This window comes from Spirillospora sp. NPDC052269 (genome assembly GCF_040679435.1).
Lineage (GTDB): Bacteria > Actinomycetota > Actinomycetes > Streptosporangiales > Streptosporangiaceae > Spirillospora.
Map to the genome: position 1 here is coordinate 98,780 of NZ_JBFAUU010000006.1, position 20,914 is coordinate 119,693.

15 protein-coding genes are annotated in these 20,914 nt (G+C 72.7%); 6 read left to right on the forward strand and 9 right to left on the reverse strand.

The window, feature by feature from the left end:
* Positions 1–3 precede the first annotated feature (3 nt).
* Positions 4–816 carry a phosphatase PAP2 family protein gene (locus AB0L06_RS14310; protein WP_500231418.1) on the forward strand — a complete coding sequence of 271 codons (813 nt, stop codon included), beginning with the start codon at positions 4–6 and terminating at the stop codon, positions 814–816.
* On the opposite strand, the gene AB0L06_RS14315 is transcribed toward AB0L06_RS14310, so the two are convergent.
* Positions 801–4,016, reverse strand: coding sequence for a bifunctional [glutamine synthetase] adenylyltransferase/[glutamine synthetase]-adenylyl-L-tyrosine phosphorylase (locus AB0L06_RS14315; RefSeq protein ID WP_500231419.1), 3,216 nt, complete (start codon positions 4,014–4,016; stop codon positions 801–803). The genes AB0L06_RS14310 and AB0L06_RS14315 overlap by 16 nt on opposite strands.
* A 155-nt stretch (positions 4,017–4,171) precedes the next feature.
* Between AB0L06_RS14315 and AB0L06_RS14320 the strand changes: the two genes are divergently transcribed.
* Positions 4,172–5,626, forward strand: a complete 1,455-nt coding sequence (locus tag AB0L06_RS14320) for an FG-GAP and VCBS repeat-containing protein (RefSeq protein WP_500231420.1) — start codon at positions 4,172–4,174, stop codon at positions 5,624–5,626.
* A 166-nt stretch (positions 5,627–5,792) separates the two neighbouring features.
* On the forward strand, positions 5,793–7,238 hold the full coding sequence (locus AB0L06_RS14325) for an FG-GAP and VCBS repeat-containing protein (RefSeq protein ID WP_500231421.1): 1,446 nt from the start codon (positions 5,793–5,795) through the stop codon (positions 7,236–7,238).
* 120 nt (positions 7,239–7,358) lie between these two features.
* On the opposite strand, the gene glnA2 is transcribed toward AB0L06_RS14325, so the two are convergent.
* The 5 genes from glnA2 to AB0L06_RS14350 form a co-directional block, all read right to left on the reverse strand.
* A complete protein-coding gene (glnA2, locus tag AB0L06_RS14330) occupies positions 7,359–8,720 on the reverse strand; it encodes a gamma-glutamylpolyamine synthetase GlnA2 (RefSeq protein WP_500231422.1) in 1,362 nt (453 codons plus the stop codon).
* Positions 8,721–9,212: 492 nt separating this feature from the next.
* Positions 9,213–9,977 carry an amino acid ABC transporter ATP-binding protein gene (locus AB0L06_RS14335; protein WP_500231423.1) on the reverse strand — a complete coding sequence of 255 codons (765 nt, stop codon included), beginning with the start codon at positions 9,975–9,977 and terminating at the stop codon, positions 9,213–9,215.
* On the reverse strand, positions 9,974–10,807 hold the full coding sequence (locus tag AB0L06_RS14340; protein ID WP_500231424.1) for an amino acid ABC transporter permease: 834 nt from the start codon (positions 10,805–10,807) through the stop codon (positions 9,974–9,976). Before AB0L06_RS14340 ends, AB0L06_RS14335 begins: the two co-directional genes overlap by 4 nt.
* 1 nt (position 10,808) lies before the next feature.
* Positions 10,809–11,615, reverse strand: coding sequence for an ABC transporter substrate-binding protein (locus AB0L06_RS14345; RefSeq protein WP_500231425.1), 807 nt, complete (start codon positions 11,613–11,615; stop codon positions 10,809–10,811).
* A 53-nt stretch (positions 11,616–11,668) separates the two neighbouring features.
* Positions 11,669–12,478, reverse strand: a complete 810-nt coding sequence (locus AB0L06_RS14350; protein ID WP_500231426.1) for an ABC transporter substrate-binding protein — start codon at positions 12,476–12,478, stop codon at positions 11,669–11,671.
* 207 nt (positions 12,479–12,685) lie between these two features.
* Between AB0L06_RS14350 and AB0L06_RS14355 the strand changes: the two genes are divergently transcribed.
* Positions 12,686–13,735, forward strand: coding sequence for a terpene synthase family protein (locus AB0L06_RS14355; protein ID WP_500231427.1), 1,050 nt, complete (start codon positions 12,686–12,688; stop codon positions 13,733–13,735).
* 15 nt (positions 13,736–13,750) lie between these two features.
* On the opposite strand, the gene AB0L06_RS14360 is transcribed toward AB0L06_RS14355, so the two are convergent.
* Positions 13,751–14,746, reverse strand: coding sequence for an ArsR/SmtB family transcription factor (locus AB0L06_RS14360; protein WP_500231428.1), 996 nt, complete (start codon positions 14,744–14,746; stop codon positions 13,751–13,753).
* Between the two features lie 68 nt (positions 14,747–14,814).
* On the opposite strand from AB0L06_RS14360, the gene AB0L06_RS14365 reads away from it, so the two are divergent.
* Both AB0L06_RS14365 and AB0L06_RS14370 read left to right on the forward strand, forming a co-directional pair.
* On the forward strand, positions 14,815–16,143 hold the full coding sequence (locus AB0L06_RS14365; RefSeq protein ID WP_500231429.1) for an MDR family MFS transporter: 1,329 nt from the start codon (positions 14,815–14,817) through the stop codon (positions 16,141–16,143).
* 76 nt (positions 16,144–16,219) lie between these two features.
* A complete protein-coding gene (locus AB0L06_RS14370; RefSeq protein ID WP_500231430.1) occupies positions 16,220–18,007 on the forward strand; it encodes an NAD+ synthase in 1,788 nt (595 codons plus the stop codon).
* 38 nt (positions 18,008–18,045) lie between these two features.
* Here the strand turns inward: AB0L06_RS14370 and AB0L06_RS14375 are convergent, their stop codons facing one another.
* A complete protein-coding gene (locus AB0L06_RS14375) occupies positions 18,046–20,133 on the reverse strand; it encodes a SpoIIE family protein phosphatase (protein ID WP_500231431.1) in 2,088 nt (695 codons plus the stop codon).
* A gap of 137 nt (positions 20,134–20,270) precedes the next feature.
* A complete protein-coding gene (locus tag AB0L06_RS14380) occupies positions 20,271–20,900 on the reverse strand; it encodes a TetR/AcrR family transcriptional regulator (protein WP_500231432.1) in 630 nt (209 codons plus the stop codon).
* Positions 20,901–20,914: the final 14 nt, after the last annotated feature.

Genomic DNA, 20,914 nt, shown 5'->3' on the forward strand with positions numbered 1-20,914 from the left:
TCCATGGCCAGGACCGCGGACCTCTCCGGGGCCGGTCCCGGCCCGGCCGAGGTTCCCGGCCCGGGCTCCGGGGCCGCCAGACCGTGGCTGTGGACCGAGCTCGCGATCGTCCTGATCTGCTACTTCGCCTACGAGTTCATCCGCAACCTGGTCCCCACCGAGCGCGCGCTCGCCCTCCAGCACGGGCATGAGCTGCTGAACGCCGAGACCCAGGGCGGCATGGACGTCGAGTACTCGCTGAACCGGCTGTTCATGGAGCACTCCTGGCTGGCCGTCCCGGCGAACTACTTCTACTCGACCATGCACTTCATCATGACGATCGGGGTGCTGGTCTGGCTCTACTGGCGGCATCCGGGCACCTACCGGGTGCACCGCGCCGCGCTGTTCTTCCTCACGCTGATCGGGCTGCTCGGCTTCTGGCTCTACCCGCTGGCGCCGCCGCGCATGCTGGCGGGCTTCACCGACACCGTGATCAGCTTCGGCACCTGGGGCATCTACACCACCGGCCCGACCGCCTCGGTCTCCAACCAGTACGCGGCGATGCCGTCCATGCACACGGCCTGGTCGCTGTGGTGCACGGCCGCGATCATCGCCATCACCCGCCGCCGCTGGGTGGTCGTCCTGGCCGCCCTCTACCCGGTCGCCACCATCATGGTGATCATGGGCACCGCCAACCACTACCTGCTGGACGCCGTGGGCGGCGCGGCGGCCTCGGCGCTGGGCCTGGTCCTGGCCTACGGCGGCGCCCGCGTCCTGCTCCCCCTGTTCAGGCCCTGGCACGTTCCAGGGCGCCGGGGGCGTCAGGAGGCGCCGTAGAAGGCGCGTTCGACGACGGCGCGGGCGCGGCGGGCGTGGCGGTGGTAGTCCTCGAGCAGGTCGCCCGCGGCCGGGTAGCCGAGGACCTGCGCGACGGCGCTGCGCTCGTGGTGGTGGTCGGTCGGCAGCAGGTCGGACGGACGGCCCCTGACCAGCACGATCGCGGCCCGGATCCGGGTCGCCAGGCGCCACGCCTCGGCGAGTTCCGCGGCGTCCTCGGCGTCGAGGAGGCGGGCCCCGACGGCGGCGTCGAGGGCGGCGAGGGTGCGGGTGGTGCGCAGGGCGGGGATCTCGTGGGCGTGCCGGAGCTGGATCAGCTGGGCCACCCACTCCACGTCCGAGAGGCCGCCGGGGCCGAGCTTGAGGTGGAGGCGGCGGTCCACGCCGCGCGGCAGGCGCTCGGACTCCATCCGGGCCTTGAGCCGCCTGATCTGCCGGACGGCGTCCTCGCTCACGCCGTCCTCCGGCCACCGGACGGGGTCGATGACCTCGAGGAACCGGTCCCGCAGGGCGGGGTCGCCGGCCAGCGGGTCGGCGCGGAGCAGCGCCTGGCTCTCCCACGGCTCCGACCAGCGGGCGTAGTAGGCGGCGTAGGACGCGAGGCTGCGGACGAGCGGCCCGGTCCTGCCCTCGGGACGCAGGTCCGGGTCGATCCTGACCGGCGGGTCGGCGGCGGGCAGCGCGAGCAGCCGGCGGAGCTCCTCGGCGACGGCGGTGGCGGCGGACGCGGCGTCCCGGTCGTCCGCGCCGGGCCTCGGGTCGTGCACGAACATCACGTCCGCGTCGCTGCCGTAGCCGGTCTCGTGCCCGCCGAACCGGCCCATCGCGACGATCGCCATCGCGGTCGGCAGCGGGCCGCTCCGCTCCGCCTCGACCTTGCCGACCGCCGCGTCCAGGGCGGCCTCGATCGTGACGGCGGCGATGTCGGTGAGCGCCTCGCCGACCGCGACCGGGTCGAGCGTGCCGAGCAGGTCGGCGACCGACACGCGGAACAGCTCCCGCCGCCGGACGGCCCGGACCGCCGTCACCGCGTCCTCCGCGGACACCCCGCCGGTGCGGCGGCGGACGGCGGCCAGGGCCTCGGTGCGCAGGGACGCGGCGGGCCGCGGCTTCAGCTCGCTGTCGCGGCCGAGCATCGCGACGGCCTCGGGGGCGCGCAGCAGCAGGTCGGTGGCGTACCGGCTGGCCCCGAGGACGTGCGCCATGCGTTCGGCCACCGTCACGTCGTCGCGGAGCAGCCGCAGGTACCAGGGGGTGGTGCCGAGGGCGTCGCTGACCTGGCGGAAGCCGAGCAGGCCCGCGTCCGGGTCGGGGGCGTCGGCGAACCAGCCGAGCATGACCGGGAGCAGCGTGCGCTGGATCGCGGCGCGGCGGGACACCCCGTCGGTGAGGGCCTGGAGGTGCCGCAGCGCGCCGGCCGGGTCGCCGTAGCCGAGCGCCTCCAGGCGCACGCGCGCGGCGTCCGGGGTGAGGCGGGCCTCCTCCTCGGGCAGCCGTGCGACGGCGCGCAGCAGCGGCCGGTAGAACAGCTTCTCGTGGATGCGGCGGACCTCGCGCGCGTGCCTGCGCCACAGCGCGGTGAACTCCCCCACCGGATCGGTGCGCAGGCCGAGGGCACGGCCGAGCCGGCGCAGGTCGGACGGGTCGTCCGGGACCATGTGCGTGCGGCGCAGCCGGTGCAGCTGCACCAGGTGCTCGACGCGGCGCAGGAACCGGTAGGCGGACGCGAGCGCGGCGGCGTCGTCACGTCCGACGTAGCCGCCGCGCGACAACTCGGCGAGCGCGTCCAGGGTGCCGCGGGCGCGCAGCGACTCGTCCGACCGCCCGTGGACGAGCTGGAGCAGCTGGACGGCGAACTCGACGTCGCGCAGCCCGCCCGGCCCCAGCTTGAGCTGCCGTCCGGCCTCGGCGGTGCGGCGGTTCAGGTCCGCCTCGACGCGGCGTCGCATGGCCTGGACGTCCTCCACGAAGCTCACTCCCTCGGCGGCGTGCCACACGATCGGGCCCATCGTGGCGGCGTACCGCGCGCCCAGCTCGCCGTCCCCGGCGACCGGACGGGCCTTCAGCAGCGCCTGGAACTCCCAGGTCTTGGCCCAGCGCTCGTAGTAGGCGCGGTGGCTGGCGAGCGTCCTGACCAGCGGGCCGGCCTTGCCCTCGGGACGGAGCGCCGCGTCCACCTCCCACAACGCGCCCTCGGGGGTGCTCGCCGAGCACGCCCGCATCGTCGCGGCGGCGAGCCGGGTCGCGGTGCGCAGCGCGGCGTCCTCCGGGTGTTCGCCGCGCGCCTCGGCCACGAAGATCACGTCCACGTCGCTGACGTAGTTCAGCTCGCGTCCGCCGCACTTGCCCATGCCGATCACCGCCAGGCGGCACGCGTCGTGCCCGGGGACCTCCGCGCGGGCGATCGCCAGCCCGGCCGCGAGCGCGGCGGACGCGAGGTCCGCCAGCGCGGCCGCGACCTCGGCGACGTCCAGCACCCCGGTCAGGTCGCGTCCGGCGAGCATGAGCACCCGCCTGCGGTAGGCGACCCGCAGCGCGACCAGCGTCCGCGTCGACGCGTCCCGCGCCACCGGCTCGTCCGCCTCCGGATCAGCGCCCACCGCGCTCAGGAACTCGGCCCGCGCCGCCGCCCCCACTCCCCTGGCCAGCGCGTCCACCCGCGCCGCGTACGCCCCGCCCTCGCCCTGCGCGCCCTGTTCGGTCCGGATGCTCTCGCCCTGCGCGCCCTGTTCGGTCCGGGTGCTCTCGCCCTGCTCGACCTTATTCGCGGCCCGCGCGGCTTCCCCGGGTTTCGGGTGGTCGGCGTCGGGCGGGGCATCTGGGGGCGGTTCGGGGTCGTCCGAGGAGGGGCGGAGGGCGCGCCAGTGGGACGGGTGGCGGGCGAGGTGGTCGGCCAGGGCGGACGACACGCCGAGGACGGCGAGGAGGCGTTCGCGGACGATCGGGTCGGTGGCGAGCGCGGTCGCGAGGGCGGCGGCCTCGCCGACCCGTTCGGCGCCGGTGAGCAGGGCGAGCAGGCCGCGCAGGGCGAGGTCGGGGTCGGGGGTGGCGCCCAGGTCGTCCAGGAGCTCGGCCGTGACCGCGGGCCCCGCCTCGGCGAGCAGGCGTTCGGCTCCGGCGGGGTCGTCGAAGCCCAGCCGGGCCAGCCTGGTCGGCAGCGAGGGTGAGGGACGGCGGTCGCGTGCGCTCGGCGTGCTCACCCGACCACCGTAATCCGCCCGGGCCGCCTGAGCACGGAGAGCGAACCGAGATCACGAATCGGCCACGGCGTGAACCCGAGTCGATCTTGAGGCGACGTATCTATACGGACCCGTATCCATCCCCTCAGATCCCCCGCCTTCAGGAGTTCTCGCGTATGAGAAGACGCACTCTCGCCGTGGTCGGTTCGCTGGCCGCGGGGGCCGTGGCGGCCGGATCCGCCGTGGCCCTCACCGTGGCGGACAACCCGCACGTCTCCGCGGCGCAGGTCACCGGCGCCACGGCGCACAAGCCGGCCAAGCCCGGCGATTTCAACGGCGACGGACGTCGCGACCTCGTCCTGCTCGACCAGATGGGACTCGATCCCAGCGGCCACCACGGCCGGTTCGTCATCGTCCCCGGCGGCCCGCGCGGGCCGGTCGCCGCCCAGCGGGACGTCGTCACGCGCGGCCGCGCCGGGCTCCCCGTGAGCCGGGGTGGGTACTTCGGCAGCGAGGCGGTGAGCGCCGACTTCGACGGCGACGGCTACGCCGACCTCGCCACCCTCGACAGCGGGTTCGGGCCGACCAACGTCCTGGTGCTCTACGGCGGACCCAAGGGACTGACGAGCAGGCACGTCGTCCTCCCGGGCTCGGTGAACACCGGAAAGCTCGCGGTCGGCGACTTCGACGGCAACGGCAAGCCCGACCTGATCGGCGTGGAAGACCAGATGGACGGCCTCAAGTACCGCCGCTTCCACTACCGGACATACGCCAACTTCGGCGCGCACTCGGTGAAGCCGACGGTCACCATGTTCGCGACGGCGCCCACCAAACTCAGCGACGAGCAGATCAGGGTCGCCGCGGCCGACTTCAACGGCGACGGCAGGACCGACCTGGCGCTGAACTTCATCTCGGGGGACAACGAGAACGGACCCCGCAGGGTGGCCTACGTCGAGGTCCGCTACGGCGGCGCCAAGAAGCTCGGCGCGCCGAAGCGGTACAACGTCCCGGCGGACCTCCCGATGGCCGTCGGGGACATCAACGGCGACCATCGCGCGGACCTCGTCGTCAAGCGGCACCTGCCGAAGAAGCCGGGGCAGATCAGCGTCCTGTACGGCGGGAAGGCCGGACTGGGCAAACCCGTGACGTTCTCCAAGGACTCCCCGGGAGTGCCGGGGACGGGGTCGACGTCCGACGGCTTCGGACGGTCGATCGCCGTCGGCGACCTCAACGGCGACGGCCTCGCGGACGTGGCCGTCGGCGCTCCCAGGACCACGCTCGGCAAGGCCAGGAGGGCGGGCGCGGTCACCGTCCTCTATGGGACGCGCAAGGGCCTCACCGGCAAGGGCGCGCGCTCGGTCAACCTGTCCCTCCTCGGTTCCCCGAACAAGCCGCAGCACGACGAGCTGTTCGGCGATCCCGTCGCCGTCCAGGACCTGAACGGCGACGGGAAGGGCGACCTGGTCGTCGGCGCGTACAACCGCGACTACGGCCCGGACAAGCCCCTCGGGGCGGTCTACTACTACCCGGGCGGCAAGGGCGGACCGCTGCTCAAGGGCGCGTTCGCGATCACCCCGCCGGCCCTCAACGTCAAGGAGTTCTGGCGGATCTCCCAGACGTTCATGCCCTGACCCGGCGCCACCGATGACCGGGGCCGGAGCCCCGTCCGGGCTTCCGGCCCCGGTCGCGTGATCACGAAACGGCCACGGCGCGAACCGGATTCGATCTTGAAGCGACGTATCTGTACGGGGACGTATCCATCCCCTCCGATCCCCCCGCATTCAGGAGTTTCCGCGCATGAGAAGACGCACTCTCGCCATGGTCGGTTCGCTGGCCGCCGGAGCCGTGGCGGCCGGATCCGCCGTGGCCCTCACCATGGCGGACAGCCCGCACGTCTCGGCAGCCCAGGTCACGGGAGCCACGGTACGAAAACCGGCCAGACCAGGCGACTTCAACGGCGACGGACGCCGTGAGCTCGTCCTCCCCAACCCCGGGGTGACCGACGGCGGTCACTACGGCCGGGTCCTCGTCCTGCCCGGAAGCCCGCACGGACCGGTCCCCGCCCAGAGGGACGTCGTCACCCGTGGCCGCGCCGGACTGCCCGCCACATCGTCCGAGGGCTTCGCCGCCGAGACGGTGAGCGCCGACTTCGACGGCGACGGCTACGCCGACCTCGCGGCCACCACCGCGGGTCCGAACGCGAAGACCAGCGGCGTCATCGTGATGTACGGCGGCCCGAAGGGCCTGACGAGCAGGCACGTCTTCCTCCACGGCCCGCGCGGGTACGGCCTCGTCGCCGCCGACTTCAACGGCAACGGCAAGCCCGACCTGGTCTCCCTGGACGAGCGGGCGTCGAAGGACGGTAACTACTACTACCGGACGTTCTACGACTTCGGCGCGGGCACGGTGCAGCCCACGGCCACCCGATGGGCGAAGTCGACGCTCCCGCAGGAGGTGTTCAGGACCACCGCGGCGGACTTCAACGGCGACGGCAAGGCCGACCTCGCGATGACCTTCTGGGGAAGTCAGGAGGAGGAGAAGATCCGCGCCGTCGGCTTCGGCGCGGTGTCCTACGGCAGCGCCAAGGGGCTCGGCGCGCCGAAGCGCTTCGGGACGGGCTGGCCCGACCTGACGATGGGCGCCGGGGACGTCAACGGCGACGGCAAGGCCGACCTCGTCGTCGAGCAGTACCGGACGGGGAAGCAGATCCGGCAGGTCAGCGTCCTGTACGGCGGAAAGAGCGGGCTGGGCAAGCCCGTCACGTTCTCCAAGAACACCCCGGGCGTGCCGGGCACCGCCACGGCGGGCGACGGGTTCGGCCGGCACATCGCCGTCGGCGACCTCAACGGCGACGGCCTCGCGGACGTGGCGATCGGCGCGGCCTTCACCAAGGTCGGCAAGATCAAGGACGCGGGCGCGATCTCCATCCTCTACGGGACGCGCAAGGGCCTCACCGGCAAGGGCGCCCGCTCGGTCAACCTCTCTCTCAAGGGAGCCCCGGCCCCCTCGAAGGCCAGGGACCTCTTCGGTTGGCAAGTCGCCGTCCAAGATCTGAACGGTGACGGGAAGAACGACCTGGTCGTCGGCGCGGGACGCACCTACGCCTCCACGCCGTACTCGGGAGCGGTCTACATCTTCCCCGGGGGCAGGGGCGGGCCGCTGCTCAAGGGCTCGCAGTGGATCACCCCGGCGTCCCTGAAGGTCAAGGGGGACCCGCAGCTCGGCGACCGGATCATGCCCTGACCCGGCACTGAGACGGTGACGGCCGGGAGCCCGGGACGGGCTTCCGGCCGTTCGTGCGTCCAGTCGTTCGCGCTTCCAGCCGTTCGTGCTTGCGGCCGCCTGCGCGGCAGGACCCGGGCCCTACAGGACGGGCATCAGGCGCTTGCGTTCGAACTCGGTGACCTGGCGGCGGTACTCTTCCCACTCCTGGCGCTTGTTGCGCAGGAAGAAGTCGAAGACGTGCTCGCCGAGGACGTCCGCCATCAGCTCGCTGCGCTCCATCGCGCGGACGGCCTCGTCCAGGCTCTGCGGAAGCGGTTCGATGCCCATCGCGCGGCGCTCGGCGGACGTCAGCGCCCACACGTCGTCCTCGGCGCCCGGGGGCAGCTCGTACCCCTCCTCGATGCCCTTCAGGCCCGCGCCGAGGATCGCCGCGAACGCCAGGTAGGGGTTGGCGGCGGTGTCCAGGGAGCGGAACTCGATGCGGGTCGAGTGGCCCTTGGCGGGCTTGTACATGGGCACGCGGATCAGCGCGGACCGGTTGTTGTGGCCCCAGCAGATGTAGGACGGCGCCTCGCCGCCCGCGCCCGCCGAGAACCCGACGCCGCCCCACAGCCGCTTGTAGGAGTTCACCCACTGGTTGCAGACGGCGGTGATCTCGGCGGAGTGCCGCAGGACGCCCGCGATGAACGCGCGGCCGACCTTGGAGAGCTGGTACTCGGCGCCCGGCTCGTAGAAGGCGTTCTTGTCGCCCTCGAACAGCGACATGTGGGTGTGCATGCCGGAGCCGGGGTACTCGGTGAACGGCTTGGGCATGAACGAGGCGTAGACGCCCTGCTCGAGGGCGACCTCCTTCATGACCAGCCGGAACGTCATGATGTTGTCGGCGGTGGTGAGCGCGTCGGCGTACCGCAGGTCGATCTCCTGCTGGCCGGGGGCGCCCTCGTGGTGGCTGAACTCCACCGAGATGCCCATCGACTCCAGCATCATGATCGCGTTGCGCCGGAAGTCGTGCGCGGCGCTGTGCGGCGTGTGGTCGAAGTAGCCGCCCTGGTCCACCGGCTCCGGCTCCCGGCCGTCCTCGGGACGGTTCTGGAGCAGGAAGAACTCGATCTCCGGGTGGGTGTAGAAGGTGAACCCGAGGTCGGCGGCGCGGGCCAGCGCCCGCTTGAGCACGAAGCGGGGGTCGGCGAAGCTCGGCGTGCCGTCCGGCATGAGGATGTCGCAGAACATCCGCCCGGCTCCGGGCGTCTCGCTGCGCCATGGCAGCACCTGGAAGGTGGACGGGTCGGGCTTGGCGATCATGTCGGCCTCGTAGACCCGCGCGAAGCCCTCGATCGCCGAGCCGTCGAAGCCGATGCCCTCGCCGAAGGCCCCCTCCAGCTCGGCGGGCGCGACGGCGACGGACTTCAGGAAGCCGAGCACGTCGGTGAACCACAGCCGGATGAAGCGGATGTCCCGCTCCTCCAGTGTGCGGAGCACGAACTCCTGCTGTCGGTCCAAGGCCCTCCCCCTCGTGCGACTCCGTCCCCGGCAGGCGGTATGGCACCGGGTCCGGCACTTTGCAGTATGACCGGCCGCTGTTACCGCGACGTTACGTCGCGGACGCGCGTCCCGGCGGCGGTTATCCAGCGAAAACGCCACCAATGCGAGCATTCTCGAGCGTCACGGACATGGTGCCCCGCGCCGCCAACTCTGCCACATCGCGGACGATCCGAACACGCTGGCGTCCCCGCACCCCAGGCTTACCCGCGTTTACCTGACGCTTACCCTAGCCCCCGGCCAACGCCCAGGTCGGGGGCTTGTTCCACGGGTTTCACAACACGCGCGGATTCCCCGGACGCGCAGGTCTCGTGAACGCCCGGCCTCCCCGGACGCGCGGGGCTCGCGAACGCTCGGGTTCAGGCGAACGCGCGGGCCTCGCGGACGCGCGGGCCTCGCGGACGCGCGCGAGTCCAGCCGAACCCCCACCGGTCCGGCCGAACGCGCGCGGGTTCAGTCGTCCGCCCCGCCGACCCGGGCCGCCGCCGGGTCCAGGACGCGGGCCAGGAACGACCGGGTGCGTTCGTGCTCGGGGCTCATGATCACCCGCGACGGCGGGCCCTGCTCGACCACGACGCCGCCGTCCATGAACACCACCCGGTCGGCGACCTCGCGGGCGAAGCTCATCTCGTGCGTGACCACGACCATGGTCATGCCGTCGTCCGCGAGCCCGCGCATGACGCCGAGGACGTCCCCGACCAGCTCGGGGTCCAGCGCGGACGTCGGCTCGTCGAACAGCATGACCGCCGGGTCCATGGCCAGCGCGCGGGCGATCGCCACGCGCTGCTGCTGGCCGCCGGACAGCTTCTCCGGGTACTCGTCCACCTTGTCGGCCAGGCCGACCCGCTCCAGGTTCCTGCGGGCGACCCGCTCCGCCTCGGCCTTGTCCCGCTTGAGCACCTTGCGCTGCGCGACCGTCACGTTCCCGAGGACGGTCAGGTGCGGGAACAGGTTGAACGACTGGAACACCATGCCGATGCGCCGGCGCGCGGCGTCGATGTCGACCTCGGGGTCGGTGAGTTCGACGCCGTCCACCGAGATCGCCCCGCCGGACGGCTCCTCCAGCAGGTTCACGCAGCGCAGCAGGGTGGACTTGCCCGAGCCGGACGGCCCGATCACGCACACCACCTCGCCGGACTCGATGCTCAGGTCGACCCCGCGCAGCACCTCCAGCGACCCGAACGACTTGTGGAGGTCGCTGATCTCGATCGCGCTCATCGCCGTCCCCGCTTCTGCCGTGCCTCCAGCCGCCGGGCCAGGTAGCCGAGCGGGATCGTGATCAGCAGGTAGCAGAGCCCCACGGCCACGATCGGAGTGGTGTTGGCCTTCAGGTTGGACATGTCCCGCCCGAACTTGGTCAGTTCCCGGTCCATCAGGGTCACGCCGAGGAACAGCGCCAGCGACGAGTCCTTCAGCAGGGAGACGAGCTGATTCGTCATCGGCGGGATGATGACCCGGAACGCCTGCGGGATGACGATCGTGCGCATCGCGCGGAACTGCGACATGCCGAGTGAGCGGGCCGCCTCGGTCTGACCGCGCGGCACGGCCTCGATGCCCGCGCGGACCGTCTCGGCGATGTAGGCCGCCGACACCAGGCCGAGGGCCAGGGCCGCCTGTCCGTAGACCCCGCCGGGCACGTTCACGCCGGGGAAGGCGATCGGGACGCCCACGGACACGAAGATGAAGATCAGCAGGGCGGGCAGGCCGCGGAAGATCTCGATGTAGGCGGTCGCGAACCACCGGTAGGGCGGCACGGACGACAGCTTCATCAGCGCGATCAGCAGCCCGCCGGCCAGGCCGAGCGCGAACCCGCTGGCCGTGAAGACCAGGGTGTTGCGCAGCGCGACCGTGATGATGTCCGGGAACAGGCTCTTGGCGACCGACCAGTTGAAGAAGTTGATGTGCAGGGAGTGCCAGTCGGCCAGCGCGGCGAGCAGCACGATGGCGACGACGAAGACGCCGTACTCTCCGCCGAGCACGAGCTGCCTGCGCCGCCTGCGGGTCAGCCCGCCACCACCCGTGGTGGCGGGCTCGGAGGTGGATGCCACGTCAGTGCCCCTCAGGCATGGGACCGATCCACTTCTCGTAGATCGTCTTGTAGGAGCCGTCCGTGCGGGCCTGGGCGATGACGGAGTCGATGAGGTCCTTCAGCCCGGTGTTCTTGTCCTTGCGGACGGCGAAGCCGTACTGCTCGCCGGTGTTGTAGTTGCCGCCGATGGCGTAGGCGGAGTTCGCCGGGTCCTTCAGCCAGCCCTGCACGACCGGGTAGTCCTCGACGATGACGTCGACCTTGCCGCTGCGCAGGCCGTTGAGCAGCGCCGCCGAGTCGTCGAACGAGACCGAGTCGATCTTCGCGTTGTGCACGAAGTCCTCGCCGGTGGTGGCCGCCTGGGTGCCGACCTTGGCCTTCTTCAGGTCGTCGGCCGACGCGAAGGTGGTGCCCTTCTTGGTCATCGCGGCCTGGGTGGCGTCGAAGTAGGGCTTGGTGAAGTCGATGAACTTCGCGCGCTCGGGCTTGATGGTCATGCCCGCGGCGGCGACGTCGCACTTGCCCGCGTTCAGCGCGGAGCCGGTCTTGATGGTCTCGAACGGGGTGTCCACGACCTTCTGGGTGACGCCGAGCTTCTTGGCGACCAGGTCCATCAGGTCCATGTCGAAGCCGACGACCTTGCCGTCCTTCTCGAACTGGAACGGCGGGTACGGCAGGTGCGTGCAGGTGTTGAGCTGGCCCTTCTTGATCAGCTTGGCGCCCTGCACGGTCACGCCGCTGTCGCCGCCGCCGCAGGCCGAGGCCGTGGCGACCACCATGGCGGCGGCCGCCATGAGCGCCGAGAATCGAGGAATGCGTCCGGACACGTGATCCTCCAGGGGGTTTCTGATGCACGTGGAGACGATTTCTACCATGGTCATTACCGCCGGGCGGTAGGTGACAGGCCGATCCACTTCGCGTAGATGCGCTGGTAGGAGCCGTCCGCGCGGGCGGCGTCGAGGGTCTGGTCGACCAGGTCGAGGAGCCCGGGGTCGCTGTCCTTGCTCACCATGAACCCGTACTGCTCGCCCGTTCCGAACCGTCCGCGGGCCTTGAACGCGGCGTTGGCGGGGTCGCGGAGCCAGCGCAGGGCGGTCGGGTGCTCCGCGACGACGACGTCCACCCGGTGCGTGCGCAGGCCGTTGAGCAGGGCGTCCGGGGTCTTGAACGAGACGGTGTCGAGCTCGGCGTCGCGCAGGTACAGTTCGCCCTGCGTGAGTTCCAGCGTCCCGACGCGGACGTGCGCGGCCTTGAGCGCGGCCGGCGTCCTGTACGTGGGCCCCCTGCGTCCGACGATCATCTGGTAGACGTCGAAGTACGGCTTGGAGAGGCCGATCCCGGTGGCGCGGTCCTGCGTGATCGTGATGCCGGCCGCCACGACGTCGCAGCGGGTCACGCCCAGCGCCGAGCCGGACTGCAGCGGGTCGTACGCGGTCTCGCGGATGTTCAGCGGCACGCCGAGCCGCTTGCCGACCAGAGCCATGAGGTCCATGTCGAAACCGACGTACTCGCCGTTCCGGCGCTCCTCGAAGGGCGGGTTCGGGACGTGCGTGCAGACGGTGAGTCGGCTCCGGTCGATCAGCGCCACGCCCTTCACCTCGCCCTCGTGCGCGCCGCACCCGGCGGCGAGGGACGCCGCGAGCACCAGAGCGGCGGCCGGAGAGAGGCGGGCGAGGGGACGTCGGGTCACGCTCTGCTCCTTGTGCGCAAGGGATTTCGATCGACTATCCCACGCCCGCGCCCCGGCTCCGGACGCCCGGCGGCCTCGCCCGCGGCGCCCTCGCGGGGCGGCTCCGGACGCCCCGGCGGCCCGGGTCGGGACGGCCTGGACCGGACCGTCCCGTTTCCCGAGATTTGACGTGGCGGTCGTCCGGCGGCGGCGTTGATGATCACTAGCGTGGGGCGGGTCGTGGACGTCTCAACGCTGCTGTCGCTGACCGACCGGGTGGACTCGCTGGCCGCCCCGTCCGGCATGCATCCGGGCGCGTGGACGCTCGGCGGGGGGCTGGACGGCTGGACCCGCGCGCAGGGCCTGGTGATCGGCGATCCGGACACCTCGCCCCTCGGCCGGGCCCGCTGCGACCGGCTCGCCGCGCGACTGTTCCCCGCCGCGGACATCGACCGCGTCGAACTGTTCGCACACTGGCTGACCTGGACGTTCGCGCTCGACGACATGCTCGACCGGCCGCCGGTGTCGGGAAGCGCGACCGCCGTCTGCGACCTGTACGACGACCTGCTGCGGGCGCTGCGGCGCGGCGGCGCCCTGCCCGGCGCCCGTCCGCTGGAGGGCGCGCTCGTGGAGCTGTGGCGGCGGACGTCGCCGGGCATGGGCCCCGGCTGGCGGCGCCGATTCCTGGTGCACCTGGAGGAGCATCGGGCGGCCTGCGCCGAGGAGGCCGTGAACCGGCGCACCGGGCAGGTCCCGACGCTGCGGCGCTTCGCCGCGGGGCGCCGCAGCGCCGGCGGGCCGCACCTGTTCGACCTGGTCGAGACGGTGCTCGGGGTGGAGCTGCCCGCGCGGGTCCTGAACTCCCCGCCGTGGACGACGCTGACCGAGGCCACCGCCGACATGATCGCCTGGTGCAACGACCTCGCGTCCTTCCGGCGCGAGAGGGCGGACGGCGACACCCACAACCTCGTCGCCGTCCTGGCCGACGCCTACGGCTTCGCGGACGAGCAGGCCGCGTACTGGACGATCGACCGGATCGTCCACCGGGCCGCCGACGTGGCCGCCGCCGCGCGCGTCCTGCCGGAGGCGCTCGACCGGCTCCAGCTGCCCGAGGCGGAACAGGCCGCGACCGCGCGGGTCGTGTCGGTGCTCCTGGACGCGCCGCGCGCGCACCTGGACTGGCTCGTCGAGTCCGGCCGCTACGACCTGACGCGCCTCGACCACGACCGTCCGCCCCGCCGCCGGCTGGGCCTCCGCGACGTCCTCGCCTCCCGTTGACCTGCGTGAACGGGCTCAGAGGATGCGGGCGAGGTCGTCTCCCGTCGGGGTGCGGACGTAGACGACGCGGCGGCCCATGCGGTGGCCGGTGACCAGGTCGCAGGAGCGCAGGACGGCGAGGTGCTGGCTGACCGCGCCCGGTGTGACGCCGAGGCGGCGGGCCAGTTCGGTGGTGGAGGACGGGGCGTCCAGCGCGTGCAGGATCTCCGCCCTGGCGCGTCCGACCAGCGCGCCGAGCGAGCCCGCGCGCGGCCCCGGACGGGTCTCCCACACCGTCGCGACGCCGGACACCGGATAGCTCAGCATCGCCTGGTAGGGCGGCGGGAGGACCTGGACGCGCGGCCAGGTGAACACGCTGGGCACGAGCAGCAGCCCCCGGCCGTCCCCGCCCAGGCCGCCCTGGAACGTCCACGGGCGGTCGATGCGCAGGACGCCGTTGTCCCACTCCACGGTCTCGTGCAGGTCGGCGAACACGCCCGCCGCGCCGCGCTCGGTGAGGGCGCGGGAGCGGCGCAGGATGTCGCCCTCCAGCAGTTCGCGGATGCGCCCCCAGAACGGCCGGACGGCCGCCCGCCAGAACACGTCCAGCTGTTCGGTGACCGCCTCGAGCGTGGCGTCCGGGTCGGCGGTCAGCCTCGCGAAGGCGGTGCCGCCGGGACCCTGCGGGTACAGCGGCGTGCCCAGGCTGCCCGACCACGCCAGCTCCTCGGCGACGACGGTGCGCGGGGTGGCCCGGACCGTCTCCAGCTCGGTGGCGAAGTCCGGCAGCGGGGTGGTGGGCGGCGGGGTGAGGAAGTCGGCGACGTAGCCGGTGGCGGGCACCAGGGTGCGCAGCAGGCCCAGGTCGAGATCCGCCAGGCGGGGCCGGGCGGCTCGCAGCCACGGCAGGTGCAGGGCGCTGCTGGACGGATCGGCGAGCACCCGCAGCGCCCCGACCGCCTCCCACACCGGCGAGAACGCGAACCGGACGCGGGCGGCGTCGTCCGGGGTGAACACGAACTCGATCATCATCCCCCCCGATCTTTTAGCCCAGACTAAATGAATGTCCTGACCGGTCCGGCTGCCGGAGCATCGACGGCGTGACCACGCTCGACGACTCCCTCCGGGAAACCCTTCACGAATCCACCGTCACCGCCTCCCCGAGCCGGATCGGCTCGTTCCTCGCCCCGCGCCTCGGCGGCCTTCCGCGCGCCTTCTGGGCACTGTGGACGGGCACCCTGATCAACCGGCTCGGCACCATGGTCGAGCCGTTCCTCGGCCTCTACCTCACCACCGCGCGCGGGCTGTCGCTGGCGCAGGCGGGCGCCGTGATGGCCGTCCTCGGCGCGGGGTCGCTCGGCGGCCAGTTCCTCGGCGGGATGCTCGCCGACCGGATCGGACGGCGGCAGACGCTGCTGGTGTCGACGCTCGGCACCGGCGCGGCGATGCTCGCCCTCGGCTACGCGCAGGGCATCGTCGCGCTGGTCGCGACGGCGGCGCTGCTCGGCCTGCTGCTGGACATGTTCCGGCCCGCGTCCCAGGCGATGATCGCCGACATGATCCCGGCGGAGGACCGGGCGCGCGCGTTCGGTCTCAACTTCTGGGCCGTGAACCTCGGCTGGGCGGTCGCGATGGCGTCGGCCGGGGCGCTCGCCCGCACCGGGTTCCACACCCTGTTCTGGATCAACGCCGTCACGGCCGTCACGTTCGGCGCACTGGTCTGGCGCGCGGTCCCGGAGACGCGCCCCTCGGCCCCGGCGACCGGCACGACCGACGCCGCGACCGACACGGGCACGGACACGCACACGGCCACGGCCGCCGCGGCGCCGCGCGGCGGGTTCCTGGACGTGATGCGCGACCGGGTCATGGTCGGCTACACCTTCGCGGTGCTGGCCTACGTGTTCGTCCTGATGCAGTCGATGACGACGATGCCGCTGGCCATGCGCGAGCACGGTCTCGGCGCGGGCACCTACGGCTGGGTCATCGCGCTCAACGGCGTCGTGATCATCACCGTCCAGCCGCTGGTGAACGCGTGGCTGACCCGGCGCGACCACTCGCTGGTGCTGGTGACCGGCATGGCGATCGTCGGGGTCGGGGTCGGCGCCACCGTGCTGGCGTCCGCGCCGTGGCAGTACGCGGTCATCGTGGTGCTGTGGTCGTTCGGCGAGATCATGGCCGCGTCCGTGCTGCAGGCGATCGTGGCCGGGCTGTCCCCCGATCACCTGCGCGGACGCTACAGCGGGCTGTACGGGCTCGCCTGGTCCGGCGGCCTCATGCTGGCGCCGCTCGGCGGGACGCAGCTGCTCGGCCTCGGCGGCCCGGCGCTGATGTGGCCGGTCTGCGGGGCACTCGGAGTCGCCGCGGCGGCCGCGCAACTGGCGCTCGCGCCCGCCATCCGGAGGCGGACGGCCGCGCCCGCCGCCTCTTGACCTCGGCGGATTATTATCGTCATAGTGACGATACCCGGTCGGTGACCGGGATCCGGCGACCTCCTAGGGTGGAGACGTGGCACAGCTCAGGATCGCGCTCGCGCAGGTGAACCCGACGGTCGGCGACCTCGGCGGCAACGCCGACCTGGTCGTGGCCTGGGCCCGGCGGGCCAGGGACGCCGGGGCCCACCTGGTCGCGTTCCCCGAGATGGCCCTCACCGGCTACCCGGTCGAGGACCTCGCGCTCCGCTCGTCCTTCGTCGACGCGTCCCGCGAGGCCCTCGAACGGCTCGCGCGGCGGCTGGCCGATGAGGGCCTCGGCGACCTGCCCGTCGTCGTCGGCTACCTCGACCGCCGGACGCTCGGCCTCGTCCGCCCCGGGCAGCCCGCCGGGTCCCCGCTGGACGGCGCGGCGTGGCTGCACGGCGGCGGGGTGCTCGTCCGCTCGGCCAAGCACCACCTGCCGAACTACGGGGTTTTCGACGAGTACCGCGTCTTCGTGCGCGGCGACACGCTGCCGGTCGTCCGGGTGAACGGCGTGGACGTCGCGACCGTCGTCTGCGAGGACCTCTGGCAGGACGGCGGTCCGGTCGAGGTCACCGGCGCCGCCGGCGCGGGCCTGCTCCTGGCGATCAACGCGTCCCCCCACGAGCGGGACAAGCAGGACACCCGGCTCGACCTGTGCGCCCGCCGCGCCCGCGAGGCCGGCTGCGCGCTCGCCTACGTCAACATGGTCGGCGGCCAGGACGAGCTGGTCTTCGACGGCGACTCGGTCGTCGTCGGCGCGGACGGCGCGCTGCTCGCCCGCGCCCCGCAGTTCACCGAGTACCTGCTCGTCTCCGACCTCTCCCTGCCCGCCGCCGCCCCGGCGGCCGGGCCGGGCCGCGAGCCGGTCGACGCCCAGGACGGCACGACCATCACCATCGAACGGCACGTCCTGTCCGGCGAACCCGTGCCCGCCTACCCGGCCCGCCCGCGGCAGGTCGCCGAGCGGCTGGACGACCTCGGCGAGGTGTACGCGGCGCTGGTCACCGGCACCCGCGACTACGTCCGCAAGAACGGCTTCCGCTCGGTGATCCTCGGCCTGTCCGGCGGCATCGACTCGGCGCTGGTCACCACCATCGCGTCCGACGCCATCGGGCCGGAGAACGTGCACGCCGTCCTGCTGCCGAGCCGCTACTCGTCCGAACACTCGGTCACCGACGCCGAGGAGCTGGTCAAACGGCAGGGCGTGCGGTCCCGGATCGTCCCGATCGGCGGCATGGTGGACGCGTTCGAGTCCGAGCTCGAGCTGCACGGCCTGGCGTCGGAGAACCTCCAGGCCCGGATCCGCGCCAACATCTGGATGGGCCTGTCGAACGAGCACGGCCACCTGGTGCTGACCGGCGGCAACAAGAGCGAGCTGGCCACGGGCTACTCCACGCTCTACGGCGACTCGGCGGGCGGCTTCGGCCCCATCAAGGACCTGGTCAAGACCATGGTCTGGGCCCTGGCCCGGTGGCGGAACGCGCAGACCGGCTCGGACCTGCCGTTCCTGCATCCGTTCGAGGAGCCGCCGATCCCCGAGGCGATCATCGTCAAGGAGCCGTCCGCCGAGCTGCGCCCGGACCAGAGGGACTCCGACTCCCTGCCGCCCTACGACGTCCTCGACCCGCTGCTGGTCGACTACGTCGAGCACGACATGGGCCGGGAGCGGCTGATCGCGGCCGGCCACGACCCGGCCCTGGTCGACCGCGTCATCCGGCTCACCGACCTCGCCGAGTACAAGCGCCGCCAGTACCCGCCGGGCCCGAAGGTCACCCCGAAGAACTTCGGCCGCGACCGCCGCCTCCCCATCACCAACCGCTGGCGCGAGAACCCGTAGCCCCGCGTCTTAGACCGCGGGCCCGGCGGGGGGTCGCGCTAGCGGTGGTGGTTCTCGCCGGGCCAGTTCGGGATGGGCTCCTCCGGCTCGGGCGGGACGCCGGGGACGACCTGCTCGCACCAGACGACCTTGCCCGCCGGGGTGCGGCGGGTGCCCCACCGGTGCGCGAGCTGGCTGACGACCAGCAGGCCGCGGCCGTTCTCGTCGTCGTCGAGGGCGTGCCGCAGGCGGGGCAGGGCGGCCGAGCGGTCCAGCACCTCCAGGGTGAGGGTGCGCTCGAGCAGCAGCCGCAGCTCGATGCCGCCCGGCGCGTACCTCAGGGCGTTGGTGACCAGCTCGGACGCGAGCAGCTCGGTGGTGTAGACGAGGTCGGACAGGCCCCACTCGGTGAGCTTGCTGCACACCAGGCCGCGCGCCCGGCGGACGGACGCGGGGTCGGTCGGCAGGGGCCAGGACGCCATCCGGTCGGCGGGCATCCGGTGCAGCCGGGCCAGCAGGACGGCGATGTCGTCGCGGTGCTCGTCGGCGTAGACGCCCGCGAGGGTGGCCTTGGCCAGGTCCTCCATCGGGCGGCCGACGGTCTCGGCGGTGAACAGCGAGCGCAGCCGGGCGAGGCCGTCGTCGATGTCGCGGCCCCGGTTCTCCACCAGGCCGTCGGTGTAGATGACGAAGACCGAGCCGTCCTCGACGGTGAACTCGCGGCTCTCGATGGCCGCGCCGCCGACCACGCCGAGCGGCGGCGCGGGCGGCACCTCCAGGTAGGCGTTCCCGCCGTCCGGGGCGGCCAGCAGCGGCGGCAGGTGCCCGGCGGACGCGACCTCCAGCTTGCCGGTCGTCGCGTCGTACACCGCGTACACGCAGGTGGCGAAGTGCGGCTCCTGCTCGCCGAGCTCGATCATCAGCTCGTGCACGACGTGCAGCGCGTCGGCGGGCGGGAGCTCCAGGTTCGCCAGGGTGTGCAGCGCGGTGCGCAGCCGTCCCATGGTGACCGCGGCGCGCACGCCGTGCCCGGCGACGTCCCCGACGATGAGGGCGGCGCGCGCGCCGGGCAGCGCGATCGACTCGTACCAGTCGCCGCCGACCTCGACGAGCTTGCTGCCGGGCAGGTAGCGGTGCCGGACCTCGACGGTCGCGGGCGCGGACAGCCGGTTCGGCAGGAGGCTGCGCTGGAGCGCGAGGGCGGTGGCGCGCTCGCGGCTGAACAGGCGGGCGTTGTCGATGACGATGGCCGCGCGGGCGGCGAACTCCATGCCGATCTCGACGTCGTAGGCGTCGAAGCGGCGGTGCCCGGTGACGCGGGTGCAGGCGATGAAGCCGAGCAGCGTGTCCCGGGCGATCATCGGCAGCAGCACCATCGACACGTCCGACAGCAGGTGCCCGACCGGGTTGCGCCGCCACTTCTCGGCAATGGCGCCCGCGTCGCCCCGCTGGACGTGCCGCAGGTGGACGGGCCGCGCGGTGTCGAGGACCTCGCGGTAGGGCGTGCCCTCGGGGAACACCAGCACCTCGCCGACCGGGAACGTCGCGGTCCAGGCGGGGTCCTCGTCCTCGGAGGCGACCGAGATCCGCCGCATCACGGCCGAGCCGGTCTCGTCGTGCACCTCGTCCGCCGCGACCAGGCTCTCCAGGATCAGCACGGACGAGACGTTGCAGTAGTGCGGGACGACGACGTCGACGATGCCCTTCGCGGTCTGGTCGAGGTCCAGCGACTGCCCGAACCGGGTGAGCGCGTCGTCCATCAGCGCGCGGCGCATGAGGGACGGGTCCTGGAAGCGCTCGCTGGGCGGCAGCGCGACCCGGACGTACAGCAGCCCGGCGGTGCCGTCGCCGACCATGGGCTGCGCGGTGACGACCGCGTCGACGCCGCGGCCGTCGGCGTGCCGCGCGGTGAGCACGGCGGTGCGCTCCTGCCCGGCGGCGGCCGCCTCCAGGAGTCCCTCGAGTTCGGCCTTGGCGTCGTCGGCGACCAGGTCGGTCGCCGGACGCCCGATCAGCCCGGCCGGATCATGGCCGAGGACGGCCAGGCAGTTGGGTCCGCACTGGACGATCGAACGGTCGGCGCCGAAGCCGACCACCAGTGTGCGGGACGGGGAATCGCCGACGGGCGCATCGCCCCGTGGCGCCATGACGGATCTCACCTGACGCTCCAGTCAGCCGGTCCTGCATCCACTCCCCCAGCCCAAGTATGGAGCATGGGCGCCGGGGTTGGGGAGAAGATCACGACCTGCGGGCCGAAAACGGTATGGAAAAACAGACTTCTCAGTCAATCCGCCGAAATACCCCGGAGGAAGGTGTCGACCAGCCGCTCGGCGAAGGCGTCCGGCAAGGACTCCGAAAGCTTGTGGTAGGCGAACGCGCCGACGAGCATCGCCACCGCCACGTCCATGTCGACGTCACCGCGCACCTCGCCGCGCTCGACGCCGCGCCGCAGCAGGTCGAAGTACACCGCGCGGCGCGGGTCCAGCACGTCCTGCCGGTAGCGCGCGTACAGCTCGGGGTACTTCTCCGCCCCGCCGGCCACGTTCCAGAAGCAGCGGGCCGCCTTGACCCCGCGCTCGGCCGCCATGTGCCGGGTGATGGTGAGCAGGTCGTCCCGGATGCCGGTGCCGGGCAGCTCGGGCAGCGGCCCCTTGAGCATGCCCAGGGCGCCGACGATCAGCGCCTCCTTGTTGGGCCAGCGCCGGTAGATGGTCGTCTTGGCGACGCCCGCGCGGGCGGCCACGGCCTCCATCGACACCCCGTCGACGCCGGACTCCTCGGCCAGCAGGTCGATGGTCGCGGTCAGGATCGCCTTCTCGGCGCGCTCGCTGCGGGGCCGCCCCGGGCGCGCGGCGCCCGGGCGGCTCTCGTCGGTCTCCGCCGTCCGGCCCGCGGACGGCTTGCTCTCGGTCATCGCGGTTCACATTC